Annotated in this window: 20 protein-coding genes; 3 read left to right on the forward strand and 17 right to left on the reverse strand. The window is 65.0% G+C overall.

Annotated features, from left to right (window positions below; all coding sequences use genetic code 11):
• Window positions 1-11: 11 nt before the first annotated feature.
• Genes AC16HO_RS15335 through AC16HO_RS15385 form a run of 11 tightly spaced genes read right to left on the reverse strand, consistent with a single transcriptional unit; the run spans window position 12 to window position 9,790 of the window.
• Entirely contained in the window at window positions 12-959 is a 948-nt protein-coding gene (locus AC16HO_RS15335; RefSeq protein WP_395641361.1) for a C40 family peptidase, read from the reverse strand.
• A gap of 44 nt (window positions 960-1,003) precedes the next feature.
• On the reverse strand, window positions 1,004-2,203 hold the full coding sequence (locus AC16HO_RS15340) for an acyl-CoA dehydrogenase family protein (RefSeq protein WP_395641360.1): 1,200 nt from the start codon (window positions 2,201-2,203) through the stop codon (window positions 1,004-1,006).
• 39 nt (window positions 2,204-2,242) lie between these two features.
• Complete coding sequence (locus AC16HO_RS15345; protein WP_395641359.1) at window positions 2,243-2,773, reverse strand: flavin reductase family protein; 531 nt, start codon at window positions 2,771-2,773, stop codon at window positions 2,243-2,245.
• A 36-nt stretch (window positions 2,774-2,809) separates the two neighbouring features.
• A complete protein-coding gene (locus AC16HO_RS15350; protein ID WP_395641358.1) occupies window positions 2,810-3,478 on the reverse strand; it encodes an alpha/beta hydrolase in 669 nt (222 codons plus the stop codon).
• Window positions 3,475-3,609: a hypothetical protein gene (locus AC16HO_RS15355; RefSeq protein ID WP_395641357.1), complete on the reverse strand. Its 135-nt coding sequence runs from the start codon at window positions 3,607-3,609 to the stop codon at window positions 3,475-3,477. The genes AC16HO_RS15350 and AC16HO_RS15355 overlap by 4 nt, the downstream gene beginning before the upstream one ends.
• On the reverse strand, window positions 3,606-6,089 hold the full coding sequence (locus tag AC16HO_RS15360; protein WP_395641356.1) for a glycoside hydrolase family 2 protein: 2,484 nt from the start codon (window positions 6,087-6,089) through the stop codon (window positions 3,606-3,608). Before AC16HO_RS15360 ends, AC16HO_RS15355 begins: the two co-directional genes overlap by 4 nt.
• Window positions 6,086-6,337, reverse strand: a complete 252-nt coding sequence (locus AC16HO_RS15365) for an acyl carrier protein (protein ID WP_395641355.1) — start codon at window positions 6,335-6,337, stop codon at window positions 6,086-6,088. The genes AC16HO_RS15360 and AC16HO_RS15365 overlap by 4 nt, the downstream gene beginning before the upstream one ends.
• Entirely contained in the window at window positions 6,330-6,710 is a 381-nt protein-coding gene (gene acpS, locus AC16HO_RS15370; protein ID WP_395641354.1) for a holo-ACP synthase, read from the reverse strand. Before acpS ends, AC16HO_RS15365 begins: the two co-directional genes overlap by 8 nt.
• A gap of 7 nt (window positions 6,711-6,717) precedes the next feature.
• On the reverse strand, window positions 6,718-7,677 hold the full coding sequence (locus tag AC16HO_RS15375) for a DUF1839 family protein (protein ID WP_395641353.1): 960 nt from the start codon (window positions 7,675-7,677) through the stop codon (window positions 6,718-6,720).
• A gap of 7 nt (window positions 7,678-7,684) precedes the next feature.
• Window positions 7,685-8,599: an amino acid--[acyl-carrier-protein] ligase gene (locus AC16HO_RS15380; RefSeq protein ID WP_395641352.1), complete on the reverse strand. Its 915-nt coding sequence runs from the start codon at window positions 8,597-8,599 to the stop codon at window positions 7,685-7,687.
• Window positions 8,600-8,602: 3 nt separating this feature from the next.
• A complete protein-coding gene (locus AC16HO_RS15385) occupies window positions 8,603-9,790 on the reverse strand; it encodes an acyl-CoA dehydrogenase family protein (protein WP_395641351.1) in 1,188 nt (395 codons plus the stop codon).
• A gap of 519 nt (window positions 9,791-10,309) precedes the next feature.
• On the opposite strand from AC16HO_RS15385, the gene galE reads away from it, so the two are divergent.
• Window positions 10,310-11,290, forward strand: coding sequence for a UDP-glucose 4-epimerase GalE (galE, locus tag AC16HO_RS15390; protein ID WP_395641350.1), 981 nt, complete (start codon window positions 10,310-10,312; stop codon window positions 11,288-11,290).
• Between the two features lie 243 nt (window positions 11,291-11,533).
• Here galE and AC16HO_RS15395 read toward each other — a convergent pair whose 3' ends face one another.
• Window positions 11,534-13,408 carry an alpha/beta fold hydrolase gene (locus AC16HO_RS15395; protein WP_395641349.1) on the reverse strand — a complete coding sequence of 625 codons (1,875 nt, stop codon included), beginning with the start codon at window positions 13,406-13,408 and terminating at the stop codon, window positions 11,534-11,536.
• Between the two features lie 205 nt (window positions 13,409-13,613).
• Here AC16HO_RS15395 and AC16HO_RS15400 point away from each other — a divergent pair, with 205 nt between their 5' ends.
• A complete protein-coding gene (locus tag AC16HO_RS15400) occupies window positions 13,614-17,237 on the forward strand; it encodes an Ig-like domain repeat protein (protein WP_395641348.1) in 3,624 nt (1,207 codons plus the stop codon).
• Between the two features lie 271 nt (window positions 17,238-17,508).
• Here the strand turns inward: AC16HO_RS15400 and AC16HO_RS15405 are convergent, their stop codons facing one another.
• Both AC16HO_RS15405 and AC16HO_RS15410 read right to left on the reverse strand, forming a co-directional pair.
• Entirely contained in the window at window positions 17,509-18,726 is a 1,218-nt protein-coding gene (locus AC16HO_RS15405; RefSeq protein ID WP_395641347.1) for a GNAT family N-acetyltransferase, read from the reverse strand.
• The gene (locus tag AC16HO_RS15410; protein WP_484335569.1) at window positions 18,723-19,799 is read right to left on the reverse strand and encodes a glycosyltransferase; all 1,077 of its coding nucleotides are present in this window, start codon (window positions 19,797-19,799) and stop codon (window positions 18,723-18,725) included. The genes AC16HO_RS15405 and AC16HO_RS15410 overlap by 4 nt, the downstream gene beginning before the upstream one ends.
• 501 nt (window positions 19,800-20,300) lie before the next feature.
• Here AC16HO_RS15410 and AC16HO_RS15415 point away from each other — a divergent pair.
• Entirely contained in the window at window positions 20,301-22,289 is a 1,989-nt protein-coding gene (locus tag AC16HO_RS15415; protein ID WP_395641345.1) for a right-handed parallel beta-helix repeat-containing protein, read from the forward strand.
• 18 nt (window positions 22,290-22,307) lie between these two features.
• On the opposite strand, the gene AC16HO_RS15420 is transcribed toward AC16HO_RS15415, so the two are convergent.
• The 3 genes from AC16HO_RS15420 to AC16HO_RS15430 are packed head-to-tail and all read right to left on the reverse strand — an operon-like array spanning window position 22,308 to window position 25,594.
• Window positions 22,308-23,777, reverse strand: a complete 1,470-nt coding sequence (locus AC16HO_RS15420; protein ID WP_395641344.1) for a lipopolysaccharide biosynthesis protein — start codon at window positions 23,775-23,777, stop codon at window positions 22,308-22,310.
• A gap of 46 nt (window positions 23,778-23,823) precedes the next feature.
• Window positions 23,824-24,882: a polysaccharide deacetylase family protein gene (locus tag AC16HO_RS15425; RefSeq protein WP_395641343.1), complete on the reverse strand. Its 1,059-nt coding sequence runs from the start codon at window positions 24,880-24,882 to the stop codon at window positions 23,824-23,826.
• Window positions 24,842-25,594 carry a YdcF family protein gene (locus AC16HO_RS15430; RefSeq protein ID WP_395641342.1) on the reverse strand — a complete coding sequence of 251 codons (753 nt, stop codon included), beginning with the start codon at window positions 25,592-25,594 and terminating at the stop codon, window positions 24,842-24,844. Before AC16HO_RS15430 ends, AC16HO_RS15425 begins: the two co-directional genes overlap by 41 nt.
• Between the last annotated feature and the right edge of the window lie 36 nt (window positions 25,595-25,630).

Raw genomic sequence — 25,630 nt, forward strand, 5'->3', positions numbered from 1 at the left:
TTCGGCCGGGATCAGGAGAACCCGTGCACGCGCCGCGCACCGGCCCAGCGCTTGGCCCAGTACGGACTGGCGAGTTCATCGATGCGCACGCGCTTGCCCGGCGAGGGGGAGTGGATGAAGCGGCCATCGCCCATGTAGATACCGACATGGGTGATGCGATTGCGCACCTGGAAGAAAACGAGGTCGCCCATCTTCATCTCGTCGCGGGCGATCTTCTCGCCGTCGCGATATTGGCTCGGCGCATCGTAAGGCAGTTCGACACCGAAGGTCTTGTTGTAGACGTAATGGGTGAAACCGGAACAGTCGAAGCCCGTGGACGGGTCGCGGCCGGCACGGCGATAGCGGATGTCGCGCAGGGTCAGGGCGAAATCGGCGACGCGTTTGCGCGGCGCCTTGTAGATCGCGCGATCAACGATCGCGGCCAGCGCCGCGGACTCGGCAGCATCGACACCACTGTCGGCCACCGCAACGTTCGGTGTTGACGTTGCCGGCACGGCAACGACTGACTCGAAGGCGGGAATCAATGCTTCGATGGAGAATGGCGCCGGACTGTTGGCCGGAACAGAATGCAATTCCTGGGCGGTAGCGCCATCAGCGCAGATGGCAACCAGCGCCATCAGGGCAAACCCTGCACTTGCCAAACAAGCTGGCTTCGGCGGCATCGTGGAAATCCCCAAGCTGGATGAAGCGGAGTTGAACTCTATAAAATCGCTTGTTGAAATCCCGTTAAGAAAAGCCGTCCCGGCCCCGGATTTGGCGAAAGTCCTGCGATGCGCCGGCCCGAATCGCGCAGCCGGGCCCGATCCAGCCGCGCCGGACTGCCGACTGCCGCGATCCATCGCCCCGCATCGGCAAGGCCGGGAGCACGGGGACATGCTTTCGCCGACCGGACCACACAGCCCGGCATCGCGCCCCGGAAGAACTTCGCTCAATCCGGCGCGGGGCGCGTCGGTGCGCACGGAAAGTCGTTCCGCGGAACATTTCCGGTCGACGGCCCCCGGCTTCAGATCAGCGGCGTGATGTTCTTGACCTCTCCAAGCAGCGCCTTGCCGTACAACTCCTCGCACACGGTCGGCAGCACCAGTGCGTGGCGGGCCGCGGTGTTCGCATCGCGCCAGATGCGTTGCAGCGGATTGGCCTCGGCGAACGAGCCCGCTCCGTGCGCGGAAACCAGTGTATTGAGCGCTTCGGTGATGACGCGTGCGACGTAACCCGCGTCGGCACGGATCCGCGCGCGCGTCTTGAAGTCCGGAAACTCCGCGCGCGCCGCGGCGCTGTCGATGTCGTCGGCGGCACGATACGCGTGCAGGTGCGCACTGTCGATCTTCATCGCGGCCTCGGCGACCTGCAACTGGAATGCCGGCGAATCAGCCTGCCGCTCGTACATCGTGTACGGAATGTTGCGCCGACCCGACATCTCGATCACCTGATCGAGCGCGACCCGCGCAAGGCCCAGCTGCGGGCCCACGAGCGCCAGCGTCACGACCGGAATGAATGCGGAACGATACAGGACTTCGCTGTCGTGTTCGGTCGGATAGTGGCCGTGAACGGCCGCATTCAGCGACATCAGGCGGTGGTCCGGAATGAACACGTCCTCGGCAACGAGGCAGTTGCTGCCGGTGCCGCGCATGCCCGAGGCGTACCAGGTGTATTCGATCGACAACTCGCGCATCGGCGCAAAACCGAGGTACTGGTCGACGAATTTGCCGTTCGCATCCTGTTCGATCAGACCGAGCATGCCCCAATCCGCGTGCAGCGAGCCGGAGGCCCAGTACCACTTGCCCGAGACGACGAGCCCGCCGTCGACGCGCCGCGTCTGTGCGCTCGGCGCGAACACGCCGGCGGCGCGCGCGTCGGGATCGGCGCCGAAAATCTCGTCCTGCGCGCGTGCGGACATCAGGCCGACGATCCAGGCGCAGTTGTTGATCAGGTTGAGTACCCAGGCGGTCGCGCCGCAGGCCTCGGCGAGGATGGAGACCACGTCCAGGTTGGTGCGCATGCCGACCTGGTAGCCGCCGTAGCGCTTGGGCAACATCAGGCGGAACAAACCGGCCTCGCGCAGCGCGCCGATGTTCTCCTCGGCGATGCGCCGCTCGCTGTCCGTCTGCGCGGCGTTGCGGCTCAGCAGCGGCTTGAGCGCGCGTGCGCGCGCGACAAGCTCGTCGCGCGTCGCACGCTCGTGATCGCTGGCCCTCTGCAACATGTCACCCCCTCGCTGGTTGCTGCGGTAGCGGCGCGCCGATTACCAGCCGTCGACCGCATTCCACTGTATCGCGGGCTCGTGCGCGTGGATCTGCTTGTACTTGCCGCTGAAGAAAATCAGTGGCCTCGCCTCGGGCCCATGCCAGAGATGTTCGATCGCGGCGATGTAGAGCAGATGATCGCCCACCGGATGGATGTCGACCACCCGCGCGACGATATGAGCCAGGCTGCCGTCGATCAGCGGCGTACCGAAATGATCGTGGAACACGACCCTGGCCGCGCCATCCGGCCGCCGCGCGAAATAGGGAGCAAGATGCTCCTGCGCTTCTGCCAGCACGTTGACGCCGTAGCGATCGCCGACATGCACGTGTTCGACGAAGTTCGAGGTCCGCCGCACCGAAATCAGGATCAGCGGCGGATCCAGCGACACCGACAGAAAGGCATTGACGGTCATGCCCGCACGCTCGCCCTCGCGCATGAAGCTGACCACGGTGACGCCGGTGGCAAATCTTCCCATGACCCCGCGAAACATCGCGGCATCGAAAGTCGAGGCGGGGTCGGATATGGTCATTCCCGTTGTCCGATTGCGGCGGCCAGTTGGCCCATCTTATCGACCCGCGTCCATTGTGCGAAGAAACTGGCGCAACGCGCGCCAGACCACCAGCGGAATTTCGTGGCCTCCCTCGAACGGCACCCAGGTCACGCGCGCGCCTCCGGCGAGGGCAGCATCGCGCAGGCCCTCTCCCGCCGGGAAGGCCAGTTCCGCATCGCTGCGCCCGTGGGCGACGAGGACAGGCAAGCCCTCGAGGCGCGGCAGCAGCGGCGTCCATTCGGCAAACGCGATGCGCGAGGACGACAGCAGCGCCAACGCGTCCGCGCGTCCGCCGTGCAATACGTGATCCATTGCGAGCATGCCGCCCTGGGAGAAACCTATCAGCACCAGCCGTTGCCGGCAGCCTATCTCCGCACACAAGCCCGCCAGCTGCTGCCGTGCTTCGGCCCGGCCCGCAGGATCGAGCGAATGCAGGTCGCGCGCACCGCACTGACGCAGGCGCATTTCCGAATCGACCGGCCACCAGCTGTAGCCATGTGGCTGTACCGGCAACGGCGCATCGGGAAACACGAAGTAGGCCGCCGTGCCGAGCGAATGCGCGAACGGCGCGAGATCCGCCGCTTCCATCATGCGCCCATGCAGGATGACGACAGCCAGCGCGGCCGCCGGATCGCCAACCGCGATCGCGCTCAGGCCACCGATCGCGATGCGCGACTCGATCATCGCCACACCTCGGCGATCGCGCCCAGCGGCGACGGCTGCGACGCGTGCGTAGCGAAGAGGCGATCGCCGACGTCGGCCTGGCGCCGCGCACGGCCCCAGCATGGCACGGTGATCGCGGACGCGGTGTTCATGCGAGCGCGAAGCGGACACCGCGTTCGGCGTTGAGCGCGGTGATCGCCCCGTGGACGCGGCCGCGCCCGCCCGATCCGGTAGCGCGCAGCGCCAGCGTGCGCGATTGACCCGGGGCCAGATGGAAACCGTTGTCTTCGGCGGCGAAACCCGGTACGTCGATCGTCACCGACCGGGCGAACGCACGCGTACTGACGGTGAGCTGGTATTCCTCGCAGCCGTCCTGCGCCACGACCGCAGCCGACAAGCCCACATCATAGCTGCGCGTGACCGGCAGGCCGGCCGGAAACCAGAATGTCTCCGCGACCGGCTTGCCGGCCGCGACGAGTTTCGCGTGGACCACGTCGGCAATCGGCGGTCCAAAACGATACGCCCAGGACAGGTCGAGAAAGCCTTCGAACAAATCGGTGGCGGCGAGTTCGATCGCGCCATGCGCGGGCACGCGAACATCGGCAGCGCCGCTACCTGCGGGCAGGTCGCCGCTGCGATACAACTCCAGCTCGACGCGCGCCGCGAGCGGCAGCGGCGCATCGTTGAACACATGCACGGCGAGGCCGTTGACGCCTTCGTCGCTGAGCGCGATGGCGATCGGCGCGAGCGCACGGCGCAAGGCATACCAACAGGGTTTGGAATCGCCATGCGCATCGACCACACCCCAGCCGGCGCCGGGCCACAGATCGCGCAGGAACCAGATCAGACCACCCCCGGTCGGCGAGCGCGCACGCCGCCACTCGGCGAAGGTCTGCGCCATCACTTCGCCGGTCGCGGCACGGCCGAGGGCGAGGTAGCGCTCGTGGTCGCTGACGCGCAATCCGGCCGGATCGATGTTGAACAGACGACGCACGTAGTGATCGCGCACATCATCGAAGTCCCAGCCGGCGCCGAGGTCGCGCGGCGAGCGCGCCTTCCACGCGGCGTGGTGGACGCGCAGCGCGGCGCCGCCAGGCAGGCCACCGTCGAACGGGATGTTGGCGAAGGCAAGGCACTCGGAGGCGAAACGCACTTCGGCGCGGCGTGCGTCTTCGAGCGGGCGCAGGTATGCGCCAACGCCGTAGTAGGACGTCGGCCCCGCGCTCGCCGCATGCGGAAATGCACCGCCGCACGTGCTCGACGGCAGGTACGGCACGCCAAGCGCGCGCACGCGAGCCGGCAGGATTTCGTCGAACAGCGCGGGCGCCCAGCGCTCGCGTGGCGCGCCGCTCATCGCCGCCTGCTGGCTGCCTTCGCTGTTGCCACAGAGCAGCGCCAGGCTCGGACGCGCGCGCCAGCGCGCGAGTTGTTGATCGATTTCGGCGAGCACGACGGCGACGAATGTTTCGTCCTCCGGATAGTCCATGTTGGCGAACATGAAATCCTGCCAGAGCAGGATGCCGTGCTCGTCGAGCGCGTCGTGGAAGGCGTCGTCCTCGTAGACCATCGTGCCGCCGACGCGCAGCATGTTCATTCCGGCCGCACGCGCCTGCGCGATCGCGGCGTGGCACGCTTCGGGCGTGGCGCCGAGCGTGACGACGTCGAGCGGAGTCCAGCACGCGCCACGACAGAATATCGGCACGCCGTTGACGCGCAGGCGAAAATCGGCGCCGCTGCCGCGATCGAGCTCGATGCGGCGGAATCCGGTGTTGCCAAGTTCCATGCCGAGTTCGCGTTCGTCCGTCGCCGCTTCGATCCTCGTCGCGTACAGTGCCGGCTCGCCGTGCGTATGCGGCCACCACAACTCCGGATTCGCGATGCGCACGCTGCCGCGCCAGCGCCCCTCGCGCAGCGCCAGAGCGGACTCGTGGCGCCGACCGTCGCGCTCGACGACGAGAACGGCGCGCCTGATCCGGGCGTCGAGTTCGGCAGCGACGGCAACTTCGCCGAAGTCGTGCATTTCCGCCAGGGCGGCGCCGACATCGATCGCGCCGATGTGCAAGGTGCGATATTCGATCCATACCGGCCGCCATGGCCCGACTGGCGGACATGGCGGCGACCAGCCCGGGGTGCGGCCGAGCAGGGTTGTGCGGATCCAGCGCAGTTGCTGCTGTTCGAGCATCGGCACGCGCCAGCGCGGGCGCGGGCGCTTGATCGCCAGTTCCGGCGTCAGCGCGCGACAACGGATCACCAGTTCGTGTTCCGCCGCGCCGCGAAACTCGAGCGGGATCTCGTGGGCGAGAAACATGTCGGCGCTGGCGAGAATGTGCTGGCCGTCGAGCCAGACATCGGCGAGCGTCGCCAGGCCGTCGAATCCGAGCACGGCAGAGCCCGGTTCGGCGGCGAAGCGGATGCGCCACCAGAAATCTTCGTCGTCGAAGCGGCGGTGCCGATCCCAGTCCCACAGCTTCGCCGCGCGCAGCGCGCCGGCGGCGGTGCCCGGCACCTGTGCCGGCAACCAGGCGAATGAGTCGATCTGGTCGAGCGCCGAACCCGCGGGTGCCTGGGCCATGTGCCAGCCCTCGCCCAGCCCGATGCGCCGATGCGCATCGGCGCATCGGATGCGGCTCATTGCGCGGCCGCGGTCAGCTCGTCCACCGCGCTCGTGATCGAGGCGATGCTTTCGAACACGCTGCGCTTGAGCATGTGATCCGGGAATTCGATGTCGAATTCGCCCTCGAGCGCGAGCATCACGTTGACCGAAGCGTGCGAGGTCATCCCGGCCTGATACAGATCGGTATCCGGCGCAAGGCCGTCGACTTCCCTGGCGAGCCGGCCATGCTCCTTGAGAATGGTCCGGACCTTGATTTCGTTACTCATAAGCGATCACCACCGCAGTTGCCTGATTCCCGTCATGACTCATCGACAACGCAAGCCGCGCCGCCCCGGCCGCAGCGCGTGCGGCGCCGTACAATACCAGATGGCAGGCGCCGCTTGCGTTGCGCTGCACTTCGATATCGCGCCAACCGACGCCGTCGAGGCCCAGCGCCTTCTTCGTCGCCTCCTTGGCCGCAAAACGCGCTGCGAGTCGCTCGCCCTCGCTCGTGGGTGCCGAACAGGCGTAGTCGATTTCACCGTCGGTGTACACGCGGCGCAGAAAACGTGCACCAAAGCGCTCGATCGATTCGGCAATGCGACTGATCTGCACCAGATCGATGCCGACGCGAATCTGTGCTGCGCTGGTTTCCGGCATGTGCAAGCTACACCGTTTTCTTCAATGCCGATGACGCGAGCAGCCACTGCGCAGCCCACTCGTCGAGTGCAGGCGCCGCGTCGAATGCGCGCTTCGCGTTGACCGCACGCGCGGCCTTGAGGATAAACGCCTTGGCCCCGGTCGAAATGCGTTCGTAGGCGTCCGCGGCGACTGCGTACCGATCTGCGTCGAGCCAGCGCAGATACAGCGCGGCCAGCTCTGCCGCCGAGCCGAGCTGGCGCACGGTGGCGAACGCCCAGGCGTGGTAATAGGCGAGGCCGCGTTCCTGCAGCTGCGGCAGATCGCGCTGGAAGCGTTGCGCGAACCGTTCCACCGGATTTTCGCGCGGCTGGCGGGCGAGATGGCGCGCAAGCAGCGCGCGTGACTGCCGGGCGAGCTCCGCGCGCGGCTGGCGCACGATGCGATCGACGCGCACCAGTTCGGCGAACAACGGCATGAAGGCCGGATCGGGCGCGCGATCCAGCCCGAAGGTGCGCGCGAAATCCTCGCCTTCGAGCACGAAATAGCCGGCGTTGTGGAAATAGCCGAGCCGGCGCGCATCGATATCCAGATCGTTGAGCACGATCGTCGATTTCGTATGCTGGCTGCGATAGTCCGTGCCGGACGTGTCGGGCAGCCACCAGGCATCGGCCTCGGTCGAGATCAGCTTGCCTGCGCCCAGGTGTTCGACGGCGTGTTCGAGCAGCGGCCGCCAGCAGTTGAGTTCCTGCACGTCGATGCCGTAGAGGTCGCGCAATTCGTCGTGCGGCGGTTTGTAGAACGTCCATTGATCGCCCTCGAAGTCGATCGCGAGGACGAAGGCGAGCATCGCCAACGGCTCGCCGCCGAGCGCGTGGACAAGTTCGATCCAGATGTCGACATAGCAGTTCTTTTCGATCCACACGCGATCATCGGCGTGCAGCATGTGCCGTGGATAATTTGCCGGGTCGAGTGGCAGCACCTTCACGGCGATCTCACGGCCAGAGTTTTGCGCGCACCGCCGAGGGCCACGCGCCCGGATCGAATCCGTGGGTCTGGAACAAGGCCATGACCAGGCGTTCGAGGCCGAATCCGAGGCAGGCGGTGTTGGCGACCTTGCCGTCCTCGGTGCGGATGGCGAACGCCTCGCCGAAATGTTCCTGATGGTAGTTGAAGGAGCAGACCGCGGTCGGCTTTTCCTTCGAGATCACCGGCACGAGCACTTCGAACTTGAGTTGCTGTTCGCGCTGCGAGACGGCGAGCATCTTGCCGCCTTTGCCGAAGAACGGATCGGAAGCGACCTCGGCCTGGACCGGCAGGCCTAGCGACTCGAGCAGGGCGAGGCCACGCTTGAGCCACATGTCGCGCCACTCGACGACTTGCGCGGGCGTGCCGCAACGCACGAATTCGCGCACGCGGAACGACTGCATGCGCGTCGGTTCCGGCGAAGGCTCGTTGCGGAATACCCAGTTGAACATCGTCACCAAGCGCCCCTCTTTGGGCACCGTGCCGCTGAAACTCGGATAGACCGGATAGCAGGCCGCCGGATTGAGCACGACGTCGGTCATGCTCTCGTATTTCTCCCAGGATTCGCCCGCATGGATCGCCTCGCTGAGCTGGCGCGCGGTCAGCTCCTTGCCCTGGAAGCTGAAAACGGTGCCGGCAAGGTTGGGAAAACTGTCCATGTAGTCCGACTTTTCCAGCACCTTGCGGTCGATCGTCGGCGGAAAGACGAAATACTCGGCACCATCGTCCTTGGCCAGATCGGTAACCAAGGCGTTGAAATGCTCGAGCACGTCCTCGAATACGCGGCTGCGGCCGAAGATGCCCTGCACGCCGACCGGAACGATCAGGCCGTGCTTGACCAGACCTTCATGGAATTTCCGTGCATCGTAGTCGGTGGCGGGCATGGCTCATGCGTCCTTGTAGACCAGCAGCATCGAAGCGCTCTTGCTGGCAATGCGTTCGTTCGACACCATCAGCGCCGCGGAAAGGACATCGCGATAATGGCGGCCGACGCTGAACGGCGTGTCGTTCTTGTAGCCGAGGATGCCGATGATCTGCAGCGCCTCATGGCACAAGCGCGGCGCGACTTCCGAGCAACCCATCTTCAGCTGATTCATCTTGAGCGCCCAAGCCATCGAGCCGAGTTCTTCGCGCGCGGCGCGATCGCCGGCTTCGGTCAATTCGTCGAATTCCCGTGCGCAGGCCTGCCAGTTGTGCCGCATCGCCTGCAATTCGACGTTGGCGCGCGCCAGATGCGGCGCGTTCGGGGGCATCGTGCCCGGATTGCGCCGCGCCGCGCCGCGCACGAATTCCGCCGCACGCCCGAGTGCGTCCGTGGCGATGCCCGACCACAGCGCCGACCAAAGGATATGCGAATACGGCACCATCGTCTGCGCCGAGGAATCGGCAAACGAACCGGGCAGAACCTGTTCGGCGCGGCCCTTGCCCGAAAATTTCGCTCCGGGGCTGCAGGTGCCGCGCATGCCGAGCGTATCCCAGGTTCCCGTTTGTTCCAGCGCGTACTGCCCTTTCTCGAACAGTACGAGCACTTGATCGCTCGCCGCAGCGTCGGCCGCGCGCCGGCAGGTCACCAGTTGTGCGTCCGCATGCGCGCCGTAGGACACCGTGGTCGCATCTTTTTCGAGCGCCATGTGCTCACCGTCGACCGCAACCGCGCAGACACTCGAACGCGTGTCGCCGAAGGTGCCGTTCTCCGAGGTGATCGAGGCGATCAACTCCTGGCGGTCGGCGAGGTTCTCGCGCAGATAGCGATCGAAGTAAGCTGCGCCCAGACCATGCCGGGCAATGCAGGCAACCTGGATGTGATGCATCGCCAGCACCATGCCCGACGAGCCGCAACCTTGCGCAAGCGCGGCGCACTGCATGCCGAGTTCGAGCATGCCCGCGCCGGCACCGCCATGGCTCTGCGGAACAGCTGCGGAAAGCAGTTTCGCGGCCTTGAGCGCGGCGAACGTTTCGTGTGGAAAGCGGCTCTGCGCATCGACCGTCGCAGCATGCCTGGTTGCCACCTCCGCGGCGATCGCGGCGGTTCTCGCAACCACCCCCATTGCCTTGATCTCAGATGATCTGCTCATTCCATTTCCTCGGGGAGGCCCCGGCTCCCCGCTGTTATTGTGCCATAGACCGTCGCCGCAGCGCTTCGATCGTACGGGTTCGTGCGGCGTGCTCCGGCAGCCCCGACCGGGACGAACACCGGGCGAAGAACGCAATCGTGATTCCTGCACCACGCAGGGTGACACCTGTCCGCAATGAATCAGGATTTGCCCGCGACGATTACGTTCGTCGAATCAGCGGCGACTGCGCACGTCGATGTTTGCCCCTCAATGCACTGCGGACCGTTCCCGCTGACCTCGCGCACGGCATGCACAGCAGCCGTGATCGCGGCCGTCCGTGCCCGCCCTCGCCCCGCATGCGGATAGACAATCGTGCCGATCCGTGCTCGACTATCGCGTGCCGTCTTCGACGCCCTGACGCACGAATCGCCTGACACGGCGCAGGAGCGAGAGCGGCGTTCGCCGCAATGTGTCCCGCGCAATCTTTCAGGCGGATCGCAAGCGGAGCAACAAGCAGATATTTCCGATGTAGGGCAAGGCATGGACAAGCGCAACGCAATCCTGGTGACCGGCGGCGCGGGCTACATCGGCAGTCACGTCGTGCTGCAGCTGGCCGAACAAGGCGAACGCGTCGTCGTGCTCGACGATCTGAGCACGGGTTTCGCCGAAGCCGTCCTCGGCGCCGAACTCATCGTCGGCAACGTCGGCGACACGGCGCTGGTGGAGCGATTGCTGCGCGAGCACGGCGTCGACACGGTCATCCACTTCGCCGCCCGCACCATCGTACCGGAGTCAGTCGCCGATCCTCTGCGCTACTACGCCAACAACACCTGCGCCACGCGCAACCTGCTCGCCTGCTGCGCGCAGGCCGGAGTCGAGCACTTCGTCTTTTCGTCGACCGCCGCCGTTTACGGCATCCCCGCAGGCGGCCTGGCCGGCGAAGACACGCCGACGCTGCCGATCAATCCCTACGGCACGTCCAAGCTGATGAGCGAATGGATGCTCCGCGATCTCGCCGCGGCGAGCGCGCTGCGCTACGTCGCCTTGCGCTATTTCAACGTCGCCGGCTGCGACCCGCAGGGACGCATCGGCCAATCGACGAAAAACGCAACCCTGTTGGTCAAGGTCGCGTGCGAAGCGGCGCTCGGCAAGCGCGAGCACCTGCTCGTCTTCGGCACCGACTATCCGACAGCGGATGGCACCGGCGTGCGCGACTACATCCACGTTGACGATCTGGCGCGCGCGCATCTGGATGCGCTGCGTTACCTGCGCGGCGGCGGCGCATCGGCGACGCTCAACTGCGGTTATGGCCACGGCTACAGCGTGCGCGACGTGATCGCCGCGGTCGGCCGTGCGCATGGTGCCGCCTTCCCGGTCGAAACGCGGCCGCGCCGCGCCGGCGACCCGCCCAGCCTCATCGCCGATGCCCGGCGCATCCGCGAAGTACTCGATTGGCAGCCGCGCTGCGATGATCTGGACCTGATCGCGCGCACCGCGCTGGCGTGGGAACGCAAGATTTGATCCGCATCGACGCGGGAGAGCAGGCGCCTCCTTCACCGCCCATTTCCGGCCGCGGCAAGTGCGGGACCTGTCGATTCGCTATGCCGATCATGCCGAGGGATGCCCGCATCACGGCGACGGACCGGCGCTTGGGAAAATACCCGACTGTCTTGGCCGGGCGGCCTGGCTGAGTTTCAGGTGCGACAGCGGATTGCGAATTCTTTCCCTCGGTCCATCGCTTGGACCGTATGTTTCGACGTGCCCTCAGACCGGCGGCAGGGCTACGGACGGAGTTTGACGACGGACGTCAGCCGCCCCCGCCTGCGCGTGGTCGGCAACCCGGTCCACCGCGGCGCGCAGGACCTGAAGGAAGTGCTCCTGCGCGTGGAAAGGCCGGATCGTATGGTCGGCATGGTAGACGCGGTGGACGCGAATGCTCGGATCCAGCTTTTTGAACCCGGCACCGAAGTGGCGTTCGAGGAAGTCGACCGACTGGTCCCCGTCACTGAGGAAAATGTCGATAGCAGTCGGCCGCTTGGCGAGGTCGTTGTAACCACGCACCACGTAGTCTTCTTCGGCGGTTTTGACGGGACGTTTGATCAACCCACCCAGCTTGCGCCACGGCGCCGACAGGAAAGCACCGCCCTTGAACGCCGCCTTGATGTTCGGCGGCAGTTTGCCTTTGAGCAATTTGCGGAACGACTCCGGGTTGAGCCATAGATCGGTACGCCGCGCGAACTTCAGCAGTTGCTGGAACAGCGCGTTGTCGTCGTCCGCCGGGTCGTGCCGGAGCTGCAGAAGGTTGAGCAGCACGATCGCACGGACATCGGTGCGGCGCGTGGCGATCTGGTACGACGCCGTGGCCCCGGAGCAGATACCGGTCATCAGGAACTGTTGCGCACCTTGCGCCGTCGCGATCCCCATGACGTTCTCGATATCGTCGTAGATATGCTCCTGGTAGTACTCCTCGTTGGGCATGAGCCCGTTGCCCTCGCCGTCGCTGTCGCCAACGCTGCGGCCGTCCAGGCGCAGGGAGGCGAACCCCTTCAGCGCCAACTCGCGTGCGATGCGCACCCAGATGCGGTTCGGGCCGATGTGGCGGACCGCCCGCCCGGTGAGCAGGATGAGCCACGTCGGATTGACAGGTTGCGCGGCTGGACGAGTCTCGATCGAGAACAACAACCCGCCTTCGCCCTGCTTGTAGCGAACGGTTTCTTCGATGAGTTTGTCCGGGCCAAGACGCGTCGATGCACCGTCGGGAAGCGCACCATCGATCCCGGCGCTGCTCGGCACATACGGCGCGCGCTCGACCACGTCCTTGGCAAGCCAGTCGCGCATGAGCGCGAACACCTCGAGCGGGGCGACCGACAGGTGCGGCTGGTCAAACATCTTGGTAAAACCGTCGCGCTGCTCAAACGTAGCGCTGAGCCCGCGCACTTCCAGCGGCGCCACCATCGTCTTCTCGTCGCCTGTCATGGTGCGCGTAACGACCAGAGTTTCAGGCCGCAGGCGCCCGGCCGGCCAGGCGCCGACCGGCGCGGATCGCAGATCGAACGCCGACAACTGGTCGGCGAGCTTCGCGGTCAGGGGAAATCCCGCGATCTGCTCGACGCCCGGCGGATCCGGCGGTGGCTTGGGCGCATCGGGATCCCGGGTGACGCTCGCCCGTGCGGCGATGGCCTGGTAGGCGCGCTGTTCGCGCACCCAGGCGCGCGCGCGCGCCGGTACGCCCCAGAGAATGAGCTTGTCGACCTCGACTCCGTCATCGAGAGCACCAAGCGCGACGGCGCCGCCGAGCCCAACACCGATGATCGCAGTCCGCGTACAACCGGTCTCGCGGCGCGCAGCGACCACTGCGGCGGCAACGGCAGCCCTCCACGCCGACAACTCCATCTCGCCGTCGGAATCACCGGTACCGGGGAAATCGAAGCGCAACGCGGCGATGCCGCTCGAGGACAGGCAATCGGCCAAGATACGCAGGCCACGGTGGCCGCAGATGTTGTCGTAGCCGAACGGAGTCGGACAAATCACCGCGCACAGGTCTACCGCAGCACCCCGCGGAGTGTGCATATGCCCCAGCAGCGAGAGCTCCTCGCCAAACCAGAATGCCCGAAGATGCCGTCCATCGCTCACGCTCATTGTGGCCATAGCCTAGGGGCGCCACCGTCGCGAGGTCAAGCCTGCCGGGCGCTCACGGTCCGGCACCCGCAGCACGCAATCCGGGAATTTCCGACAGAAATCGAACAAAACGTCGACTCCGTCAAATAATCCGATTCGCACCTAACCCGATATTAACGCAGATGGCATTATGCGCCACTATAATGATCTGGTTCACAAAAACAGCGTGGCGCTCGAGGTTCTCTACCTAAGGAATGGTGAAAACGTACACGCAGCTATTGTGAATGTCATCAGGGGGTTTTTGCAAAACGACAGCAACTCGTCGCCGGGCGTGTTGTGCGTTTTTTTTGATACCGGACTAATTTTAACCCTCATGATGATACGCAAAATTCTTTCTGCTTTAGTATTTCTTCTCGCCTCTACATGCGCATACACCGCGCCCATCGGCAACACGACCTTTCCATGGCCGGTGTTTGATGGCAGCGTGCCCGATACACCAGTGGCGTCGGCTGGACACAACACCTGGTATGTCGACGCCAACGCCGGCAACGACAACCAGGCCGGTACCAGCTTCGCCACTGCCAAGAAGACGATCGGCGCGGCACTGAGTATCCCAAGCCTCGCCGCGGGCGACACGATCCTTCTCGGCGGCGGTGTCTACCGCGAGTATCCGGCGTGGGGCAACGCCCCCGGCGGCAAGGCGGGCGCGCCACTGACCATCGGCTCGTATGGCCGCGGTACGGGCCGCCCGGTCATCGACGGCGGGCTCAAACCGGCGACGTGGACCAAGTACACCGGTGCGGGCCAGTCCACCGTGTGGCAGACCTCGACGGCGGGGTTTTCGCAGATCAGCGGCAACGCGCCGGTGCTCGGCATCTATGTCAACAACGGCACTGCCGAAAGCGCGCTGCGCGAGGTCATCCACGGTCAGGTCAGCAAGTACGCAAGTGACCCGCTGCCGCCCAACCAGACCCAGGCGAACATCACCAACAACAGCAACAACTGGTACTTCGACGCCGCGGGGAAGACGCTCTACGCCGACTTCGGCGGAACGCTGGGCGCCGGCGATCCCAACCAGGCCGACGTGTCGATCCTGTGGAACAGCCACCGCAGCGGCAACAGCCAGCTCCTCATCTACCTCGACAGCAGTCACGGCTACTACAACTTCGTCGGGTTGGGCATCCGCGCCAGTTCGTGGACGGGGGCTTACATCGAGTCGTCGGGCAACACGTTCGATCATTGTGACATCAAGTTCAACGGTGGAGCGTCTGTGGTCTTCTCGACCCCGAGTGCTGCCACGCAGGCGGCGAGCAGCAATGTGGTCACGCAGAGCCGCATCTGGATGAACGTGCTGGACAACTGGCCGCGCTTCAACAACGGCAATACCGGCGGCGGCTGGCCGGCCGGAATCTCATGGGTGGCCCAGAGCAACGCGCTCGTTCAGGGCAACCTGATCTACCAGAACGGCGGCGAAGGCATCATCTTCTACGGCACCACGTCCAAGAACTTCACCAGCCAGAACAACGTGATGCAACAGAACGTCATCTTCGACAACTTCTCGGTCAACGTGTACCTCGACAACACTACCAACGCGACGGTGCAGCAGAACTTCGTGTTCGACCACCCGCGCGACGAGACGCAGACGTTTCCCAGGCTCCTCGAAGCGTCGTCGGGCTACGCGACCGATTTCGGCAGGCGCTTGACGCCGATCAATCTGAGCCTCGCCGACGAGCCCGGCTCGTCGTATGACGGCAAGTCGCACCTCGCGAACATCGCCGTGCTCAACAACATCTTCGCCGGCGGTTCGTTCGGCTTCGTCGACTATGGCGACAGCGGCGCCCAGACGAGCCACGGGCTCAAAAACGTCACCATCGCCAACAACACCTGGGTGGTCGGCGCCAATCAGCCGTCGGGAATATCGCCGTTCGGCTGGAAGCATACGGGGACGCAGTCCGGCGGAGCCGACCCAAGTAGCAACAGCGTGTTCGAGAACAACATCATCATCACCGCCGACACCTCGCAGGACTTTGCGCAGATGCTGACCCCGCCGGTGTCGGGGGTCGCGGTCGACTACAACGTCTACGGCGGGCCAGGCATGTGGATGGTGGGCAACAATCGCCGCAATTTCGCGGGCTGGCAGGGAGCGCAGAGTGGCTGGGACGTGCACAGCGTAAATCCGGCGGACGCCGGGCTCGCCGATATCACCGAGTTCAGCCGCACTGCGGCCGACCAGTTGGTCTACGACTGGACCAAGGCACGACCGGTGACAGGCTCGCCGACGGTCGGCACGGGAACCGGTGCGCCCAATGCGCAGACCGACTTCTCCGGCGCCGTGCGCGGCGACGGTGGCAAGACCATAGGCGCGCTCGTATCCACGGGTGGCGGTGGCGGTGGCGGCAAGGCTGCTTCATCGGTGGCGCTCAACGTTTCGCCCAATCCGGCAACGAGCGGGCAATCGGTGACGATGACGGCGACCATCAGCAGCAGCGGAACGACGCCGACCGGCACAGTCACCTTTGTCGACGGCAGCACCACGCTCAAGACGTCGACACTGAGCGGCGGCGTTGCGAGCTTCAGTACGTCTTCCTTGGCCGTTGGCACGCACAACATCTCGGCCAGTTACAGCGGAAGCGGCACGATCGCTGCGAGTACGAGCACGGTCACAGGCCTCGTCGTCAACGCGTCCACCACGACGAAGGCCACGAGCGCCACCGCCCTGTCGGTGACGCCCAACCCGGCGACAAGCGGGCAGGCGGTAGCCATGACGGCGACCATCAGCAGCAGCGGAACGACGCCAACGGGTATCGTCACATTCACTGCCGACGGCGTGACGCTTGCGACAGCATCGCTTGCGTCCGGAGCCGCTACCTACAGCACGACGACCCTGGGCGTCGGAACCCATATCCTGACAGCGACATATTCCGGAGATGCCGGCAACACCGGCTCTACGTCGCCGTCGGCGTCTGTCGTGATCAACTCGTCTACGACTGCGCCTGCCTCGATCAACCTGAACCAGTTCGGCCTCACCGGCACGTGGTACCAACCGACAACCAGCGGACAGGGATTGTACCTGCAGGTTTTCCCCGATAACCGCGGCAGCGGTCTGGGTACTCTTTTTGCCGGTTGGTATACCTTCGATGCGGGATCGGCCGGTGGCGAAGAAAAGCAGCGGTGGTATACGCTTCAAGGCAATGTGGATGGCACGACTACAACAGCGGCGCTTGGAATCTACACTGCGGTAGGCGGCAACTTCGATGCGCCGCCCAAGGCCACCGGGAGCCGCGTCGGCGATGCGGCGATCCAGTTCAGCGACTGTACCCATGCCACATTGGCCTATTCCTTTACCGACGGCAGTGGCCGCACGGGCTCGATATCGCTTGTGCGCCTGGACAGCAACGTGACCTGCGTGGCATCTGGAACAACTCCGCCTCCGCCGGACTACGCGCTGTCCGGATCATGGTACAACCCGGATACGAGTGGGCAGGGGTTGTTCCTCGTCGTCAATCCGACTCAGCGCAAGCTGCTTGCCGGGTGGTACACATTCGCACCCAACGGTGCCGCGATCGGCGGTGCCGCGTCGCAACGTTGGTACACCTTGCAGCTGGACGACTACACCGTCGGCTCGAACATGTTCAGAAATATTCCGATCTATACCGCCACCGGCGGCGTGTTCAACTCCACGCAACCCAAGGCGACGGGGTCCGGCCCGATCGGAACCGCCGGCATCATGTTTCAAAACTGCACGTCCGCAGTCCTCACCTATGCGATCAGCGGCGGAAGCAATGCCGGAAAGACCGGCAGCATCGCGCTGACGAGACTGGGTGGACCCGCTCCGGGGTGCGCGCTGTAACCTGCGCCGTGGCCGAGAGCCGTCGCCAGCGGGCGATGGCTTCGGCCACGGGCATCGAACGATCGCCGGACTGCCGTCCCGCGAGTACGATCCCGAACGTCTTTCCGCCTCCGGCATTCGCGCCGATGATCGCACCGATGCCGCGCAATCTCTCGCACCCAGCCCGTTGCGCAGATGCCGTCGCGCGAAACGATTCGGTGCAAATCAGTCGGTTCTGAGCGCGACCAAAGAACCAAACTTTCGCGTCAAGGACCCCCACATCCAACCCGCTTCACGCGGAAATGTATGCCGGGCCACGAAGCCGGTGCTGCTCGAGGCCCCGGGAGATCTTCGAAGCAGCCGTTTCCGAAGGCCGGTTGAATTTGGCTTTGAAACGGCGCTTGAGCGCCGGCAGCCAGTTCCGGCGCAAATGGTAGACGAACGCACCGGGGCGCATTCTCAACGCGTGCACGAACACGGTCTCGCGTTTGCCGGTCGCCAATTCATCCTTGTAGCGATGCTCGCCGCGCAGAAAATCCAGTACCGCGTGGCCCTCGCCAATGGCGTGCTCGATGATGTAGCCGAGCAGAACCTGACCCGGTTTCAGATCCGCATGGTCGGGATCGAAGCCGCTCTGCATCAGATACACGCTGTCGCGGAACCGGTAGAAATAGAACATCGCGACGATCTTGCCGCCAATTTCCAGGCAATACAGGCGCAACCGATCGCGAGCGAGGCACGCAGCCATCACCGCGTGGTGAAACTCGATGTACTCGGGTGAGGAAAACCCATGGCTCTCTCCGGACGCTGTCCAGCGCTTGCGGTGCAGGTATGCGAGCCGATCGACGCCCGCATCGAGCGTGGCCGCGTCGTCCCAGACGAAAAAGCGTGCGTCGGGATGCGTGGCGACGAGCTTCTTGCGGATGCTGCGCACCCGATAGCGGCGGTCGCGGTGCAACGAAGCGAGCCAGTCGTCCCAACTCGACGGCAGCCGCATGAAAGCGATGCTTTCGCTGCGCCCCGTGCGACACGCCAGGCGCGCTCTGCGTGCAACGGCCTCGATCGCTGCCGTGAACGCGCAGTGCGGATTCATGTCGGTAAGCGCGAGCACGTCCCATCCGGCGAGTTCCGTCACGGCTCTGGCGAGCGCATGCGCGACGTCGCTTTCTCGACCGCGCATCAGTACCGGGCCGAGGTCGTCCGGAGATGTATCCCCGCCCGTGCCGACAAAACGCAACTGCCGCACCGGCCAGCCGAGCATGCGCACGCGCTCGATGTACAGCGGCAGGATGCCGACAAGCGCGTCACCATCGAATGCGAGCAGCAGACGCAGTCGCCGGCCACGTCCGTACATGCGCCACCACAGGTGCTGCCAGTCGAAGGCGCTGAATACACTTGCCGACTGTGCATCGGCGTGCAGACGCTCCCAGCGCTCGCCGAGACCGGCGAGCACGTCGCTGGATTCGATCACACGCACCTGGATTGCGTCGTCCGGGACGGACCGCATCATGACTTTCCTTCCGCGTTTCCATGCAGGCGCTCGCGCAACGCGCGCACACGGTCGCGCAACAACAAGCCGCTTCCGAACGGCAGCGAGGCGATCAGAAGCGGCTTCGCAAGTCCTGGCTGCCACGGCCAGTAGCCGAGCGATTTGAGATAGTGCGAGATCGCCAGCGCCGACTCGCCGCGTTCGAGCCGCTCGGAGGCAACCCAGGCATGGGTTTGCGCCAGCTTGCGCCGGATCATGTGTTCGGGCAGATCGATCTGCGCGCGATTCTCGCGCACCACCGGCTCGATCGTGCGCAGCAGATTCTCCGCCATGTGAATCCTGTAGCGGCTCGCCGTGAGCTGATCGGGCAAGCCTTGCTGATAACGGATCGCAGGCAGGTCGAGTAGGCCGACCGGGCCCTCGCGGCAAGTGCGCAGATGGAAATCGTAGTCCTCGCCGGAATGGCGCAGCGATTCGTTGAAACCGACGACGCGGTCGAGTCGTTCACGGCGCAACACCACAGTCGATGTGTGCACAAGATTGCCCATGATCATCTTCGAGAACAGGCAACCGGTGCGCAGACGCGCCGTACCTGTGACCGATGCGAGTTCCGGCGCGATATCGGCGAGCGGCAGCGAACGCTCGAACATCTGCTCTTCGGGGAACGATCGATAAGCGTGATACATGTGGCGCAGATAGGCCGGATCGATGATCTTTCCGTCGGCATCGACCATCACCATGTCGGTCCAGGTCATGCCAAGCGAGCGATCACGCTCCATGCAGCCGACCTGCAATGCCAGTTTCCACGGGAACCAGGTGTCGTCGGAGTCGAGCAGCGCGACGTATTCGCCGCGCGACTGCGCGAAACCGATGTTGCGCGCACTGGCCGGACCGCCGTTCTGCTTGTACACGTAGCGGACGCGCGCGTCATCGGCATAGTCGCGGGCAATCGTTGCGCGGGTGTCGTCGGTGGAACCGTCATCGACCACGATGACCTCGAGCGCAGGGTAGCTCTGCGCGAGCACGCTGCGGAGCGTGCGGCCGATCAAGTGGGCGCGGTTGAACGTGGGCACGATCACGCTGACGAGCGGCACATTCGCACCTGCGCTCCAGCGGGTCCGAATCGGCTCTTCTGCGAGACGGTCATGCCCGGTGTCCGATGCGGCGCCGGCGATGGATTCAGTTGTGCTGAACAGCGCCGCGGGCTGTCGCCGCCCCCCTCCGTCTCGCGTGTCCGTTCGAATTCTCTCGGCAGCCGGCTCGTATGCTTCGTTGCCTTCCTGGTCGGCTTTCACGTCCAACATGCCGCAAATTGCAGTCATGGCGGCTCCGCCGACAAGCACGCGGAACGGTACGCGCCTGTATCCCGTGGCACCTGGCATGTTCGACCTCCATTGGTGTGCGATGGTCAGGATCATCGACAATCTGGATCCTGCCGCGCGCACGCTGCTGCATGGCATCATAGCGGAAAACCGCACACTCGACCGGCGATGCAACCGTCCCTGTCGAGCGCCGCGAGTGGTGCACTGGCGCCACCCCATGGTTTTACCACGGTAAGCGCAGGATGCAATTCCAGCAACACTTCGGAGTGGCAAATGGGAAAATTGCTGTTCGCCTCGATCATCCTGCTGTACGTCGGCGACACCGTTGTGCAGCCGGTTGCAGAAGCCGCCGCAGTGGTGGCGAATCCGAAGGGCAGCACGTCTTCCGCCTACGCCCGCGACCGCGATCCCGCGGCGGCCGTCCCCGCGCCCGGTTATCCCTGGCGAGTCTGGACCTCCGGGTCCGTGGCCGTGCCAGCCTCGACCACCGGAAAAACCTACTACGTCGACGCCAGCGCGGGCAAGGACGGCAATGCCGGCACCTCCCCGTTCGCAGCCTTCCTCACCCTCAAAAAGGCAGTCTCGGTTATCGCGGCCGGTGATACGGTCCTGATTCGCAAAGGCCTCTACAGGGAAAGCCTCGACGTGAGCCATGCCCCAACCGGTACGGCGGCCGAACCGATCACCTTCGGTAGCTACGGCGATGGTGAAGTCATCATTGATGGTTCCTCCCAGGTCAACGGCTGGACCCGGGTTTCCGGCTCGGTCTGGAAGGCCCCCGTCTCGTTCACGCCGATCGCCGTCATCGTGGACGAGGAGCCGCTCAAGCAGGTCCGTGACGGCGCCCCTTCCGTCACCGCCGGCTCCGGTAGATGGTTCTACAACTCGTCGACCAGGACCATCATCGCCGATTTCCGCTCCACTACGCCTGCTTCCGCCGACATCATCGTGCCCGGCAGCGATGGCGCCCAGCAACACGTGTATTTCTACAACCAGAACTACTATATCTTCAGAGGTCTGACGATCCGCGGCTCCGGCTCCAACGGAATCTGGGGTTACGGCAGCCATATCACCGTCGAGCAATGCAACATCAAGTTCAACGGCAAGGCCGCCGTCGCTTTTTTGGGGGCCGGCGACACCGACAACGCCGTGCTGTATTCCCATGCCTACCAAAATGTTCTGCTGAACTGGCCGCGCGGCAACAACGACTACGCCAGTGCCGGCGGTGGCTGGCCAGGCGCCGTTTCCTGGTATGCCAACTACCGACCTCTGGCTCGCGGCAACATCGTCCACATGAACGGCGGCGAGGGCATCCTGTCCTACGGCACCAGAGCAGGCAAACCCAGTGGCTCGGCCTTGTTCGAGGAAAATGTGTCCTACGACAACTGGTCCACGAACATGTATTTCGACAATCAACCCAACGACGTTGCCCGCAACAACATCATCTTCAATCATCCGGTGGACACGTCCACCTGGCTACAGGTCCCGAGCGATTCCTATCCCTGGAACACACTCTACAAATACTCGGTGTGCATCATGCTGGCCGACGAGCAAGGCTCTTCCGACGCCACCAACAACCACGCCAATCTCGCCAATACGCAGGTCTACAACAATCTGCTGGCCGGCTGCCGCATCGGTATCCGCGATTACTCGGAGGGCACCATCGCCGAAAAGCACCACGGCCTGAAGAACACGCTCATCGCCAACAACACCATCATCCTGCCGCCCAGCCCCGTGCCCGATGCCGATACCATGGGCATCTATCTCCAGGACAACACGACTCCCGGCGGCACCAGTCGCGACGTTGACACGCGAATCGAAAACAATCTGGTTTATTCGAGCGCTTCCATGCCGCTGGTCTGGTTGGCGGGTGCAACTCCCTCCAGTGGCATCACCCTGCGGAACAATCTCTACTATTCGCCGTTCCCGGCCACCGCGTTCCGCCTGGGTGGCGGTTCGCCCAAACTGCATTCGCTTCGTGGCGTGTCGGGCTACTTGCTGGACCGACTCAAGTTTGCGTCCAATGGAATCGGCGGGTTCGCCGAATGGCAGCAACTGGGCGTGGACTCCAGCAGCCGCTTTGCCGATCCCCGTTTGCTCGACGTTCCTGCGCTGCAGGGAAAAGCTCCTGCCGTATACGACTATCGCAACGCCGCCCCCGGGGCCGATTCCCCGGCTTTGGGCAACGGCGTGGCCGAACAACAGTTTTCCAACAATCTGGCGAAACAATCGCGTCGATCCTGGAACATCGGGGCTTTTTGAAGCAGCCGTCGACCTTGTTCAAACCGCGTCCGGCCACAACCTGTTGCGCACCATCCTCGCCAGTTCTCGAACGCTGTCGCGGACGCCGGCATCGAGCGTCAGGGTGATCCCGCCATAGATCGCGATAACGATCGCCGTGCGCAGCACAAGGTCGAACCACGGCGACCCACTCGTCATGCGTGCTGCCAGCATGCAGCTGGCGCCGAAGGCGAACGCGGAGACGACCAGTGACCTCGCTGGAAATGGAACCGTCAATTCAGACCGTCCGATCACCATCGCGGTCGCGAGCAGCACCGCGTACGAGAGCAACGTCGCAATCGCCGACCCGGCAATGCCGAAATGCGGGACCAGCAAATAGTTCAGCGCGATGTTGACCGCCGCCGCAATCGCGACGTAGGTGAAAATCGCACCGGTACGCTTTTTCAAGAACAACCCGGCCGCGGCAACCGCAACGTAACTGTCCAGCGCCATGCCGCCGATGACCCACGGCACGATCGTGGTGCCCTCCACATAGCGTTCCGACGCGAGGATCGTGACCAGGTCCGCCGCGTTCGTGGTTACCAATGCCGCGACCAGGAACGAGACCGCGAGATAGCTGCGCGCGAAGCGACCGAGGAACTGTTCCGTGGCCACGCGCCCTTCCTGTTCCCACACGCGCATGTACATGGGCGCCACCGCCGTGCTGAGCGCGGCCATGGTCGAACCCCGGATGTATTCGCAGAGGTTGTAGGACGCCGAGTACACACCAACCGCCTCGGCGCCGAGCAGTTGCTGGATCACGTAGCGGTCACCGAGCGCGAGTATCGATCCTGCCACCTCGACGCCGACCATCGGCACACCGTACGCGATCATGCGAATGAACAGTTCCCGCGAAAACCGTGTCGGGCGGATCGGGTTGTCCTCGGCGACTACCCAGCCGATCCAGACCAGCGCGACGACTTCCGCCACGATCGTCGCCAGGAAGAAACCCTCAGCATTGCGTGCCGACGCTAGCAGGACCCCGATAACCAGCACCAACGCCAAATAGCGCTTGACTACTCCGTACGTCGAAATAAACGCGCTGCGTCCCTCGGCGTAGAGCAGATTCGAGAACGCGCTGTCGAGAACGCGGACCAGCACCAGGCATGCGGTCAGCAGCAGCAGGTATCTCAGGCCCGGAGTGCCGAGCGCGTGCTCCGGGAGCAGCGCGACGACGCACATCCACGTCAGCGTGGCCAGCGCGCCGACCGCGGCCATGCCCAGGATCTGCGTCGAAGGCAGCCGCGCCGACGTCTCGCCGCCCTCGTGATAGAAGCGCACGGTCGCGCGCTGCATGCCGAGCTTGCCGACCGCGACCAGTAGCGCGAGCGCCAGCGTCACCGTGTTCATCAGGCCGTAGTCGGCCACCGACAACAGGCGCGTCAGGATCGGAAACGACACCAGACTCGCGAGCGTCACCAGCGCAGTACCGATTGCATAGGCGGACGCGTGCCGGAACAGCGAGCTCATGCCCGCATCCCAGGCGCGTCGCGCGGGCGCTCGGGCGCGGACTCGCTCAAGCGAGCGCCATCCGCAACGCGAGGGAGGATACGTCGTCGGGAACCGCCAGGCGCGGCAAGGCATGGCGGTCGGGCGCCAGCGGCGGCACCAAGCCGACACGGGTGCTGAGCGCGCTGGCATAGGTCGCACGCACGCGCGCATCCGCGGCCGCGTCGAAATCACCGTTCGGGTAGCAGAAATGTTCGACCTTGCGGCCGAGCATCGTCTCGATGCGCGCCTTGCTGCCGACGACTTCGCGCTCCAGCCGTGCTTCGTCCATGCCGATCATGATGTCGTGGCTCGACGAATGCGAACCGATCGTGACCAGCGCCGGATCGAGCAAGGCGAGCTGTGCCCAGTCGGCCAGATCGCAAGCCTGCCGCTGCGCCGCCGACGGCGTGAACGCCGGCGTCGCCGCACGGACCGCCTCGATGCCATGCGCACGCGCAGTTGGCGCCAACTCCTTCAGATGCTGCACGATCACGCCGACGTCGCAGGTCGGCAGCTCCGGCGCAAGCGCGCGGCGCGTGGGCTCGTCGAGCATCGCCAGCCGCGCGCGCACCTCGTGCGTCCACAGCCAGCTGCCCGCGTCGATCAGGCCGGGACAGACGAAAAACGCCGCCGGCACCGCGTGTCGTTCGAGGATCGGATAGGCGACAGTCACGTTGTTGGCGAGGCCGTCGTCGAAGGTCAGTACAACCGCCGGGCGCGCGACGAGCGGTGGCTCATCCAGTTCGGCGACGAGCGCGGCGAGGCTGAGCGGCCGGAAATGCCGCTTGAGGTACACGACCATTTCCCCGAACACGTCGGCGTCAAGTTCCGCCCCCCCGACGCCATGCAGCATCAGGACGCAGGTGCGCCGACGCAGCCGCGCGATCGCCGGGGTGATGCCCGTGCGATACAGCGAGGCGCGAATGCTCTGCTTGATGGCGGCGAGTGCGATGGACCTGTTCCAGTCCCGCCCGTGGCGGTCGTTCGTGGCCAGCGCGAGCCGCGCCGGTCGTGACGCATTATCCCGCGCCGCGGCGATGTGCTCAACCGGAACCGTGCAGGCCGAGCCGATACGCGATTTCACCGACGATTTCGTGGATCGCATCCTCGGCCTTGCGCGCCGCCGATGCGTCCGGCAGCAGATAGGTGAGCGGGCCTTCCGGCGCGCGGTACTGCGAATGCGCCGGCCATGCGCACGGCTCGAAGCCGGCGGCGCGGAACGCATAGAGCGCGCGCGGCATGTGCACGGCCGAGGTCACCAGCCAGATGCGGCGTGCCAGCGGCGGCGCGAGCGCGGCCGCGTTGACCGCGTTCTGCCAGGTCGTCAGCGAACGCGTCTCGACGCGGACCGCCGCGCGCGGCACGCCGAGCCGCACCGCGAGTTCGGCCATGATTTCGCTTTGTGGAATGTCATAGTCGCTGTTGCCGACCACGGTGAATGTCGTCACATGCCGACTGCCGAACAGCTCAACCGCGGCGAACAAACGCCGCAGGCTGGTCGTGCCCAGCGCGGCGAAGTCCTGCACATCGCGCGGCGGCGATACCATGCCGCCGGAGAGCACGACGATCGCGTCGGGCGGCGACGCGCATTCCTGCGGTGAGGGCGCGCGCGATTCCTGCCAGAGGATCAGCGCATCCGCGACCAGCGGCGTGACCAGCGCGAGCAACAGCCCGCCGGCAACGACGACAGCGATGCGCAGTCTGCGCCGCAAGCGGTGCCAGAGGGCCACGCCGAGCACGAACAACAAGCCGCCAAGCCAGAGCGGCGACAACAGCAGGGAGGTAAGCAACAGCATGCGGGGGACATCCTCGGCAAGCACCAGCGCAGGGTC

It is taken from the genome of Rudaea sp. (assembly GCF_057139185.1).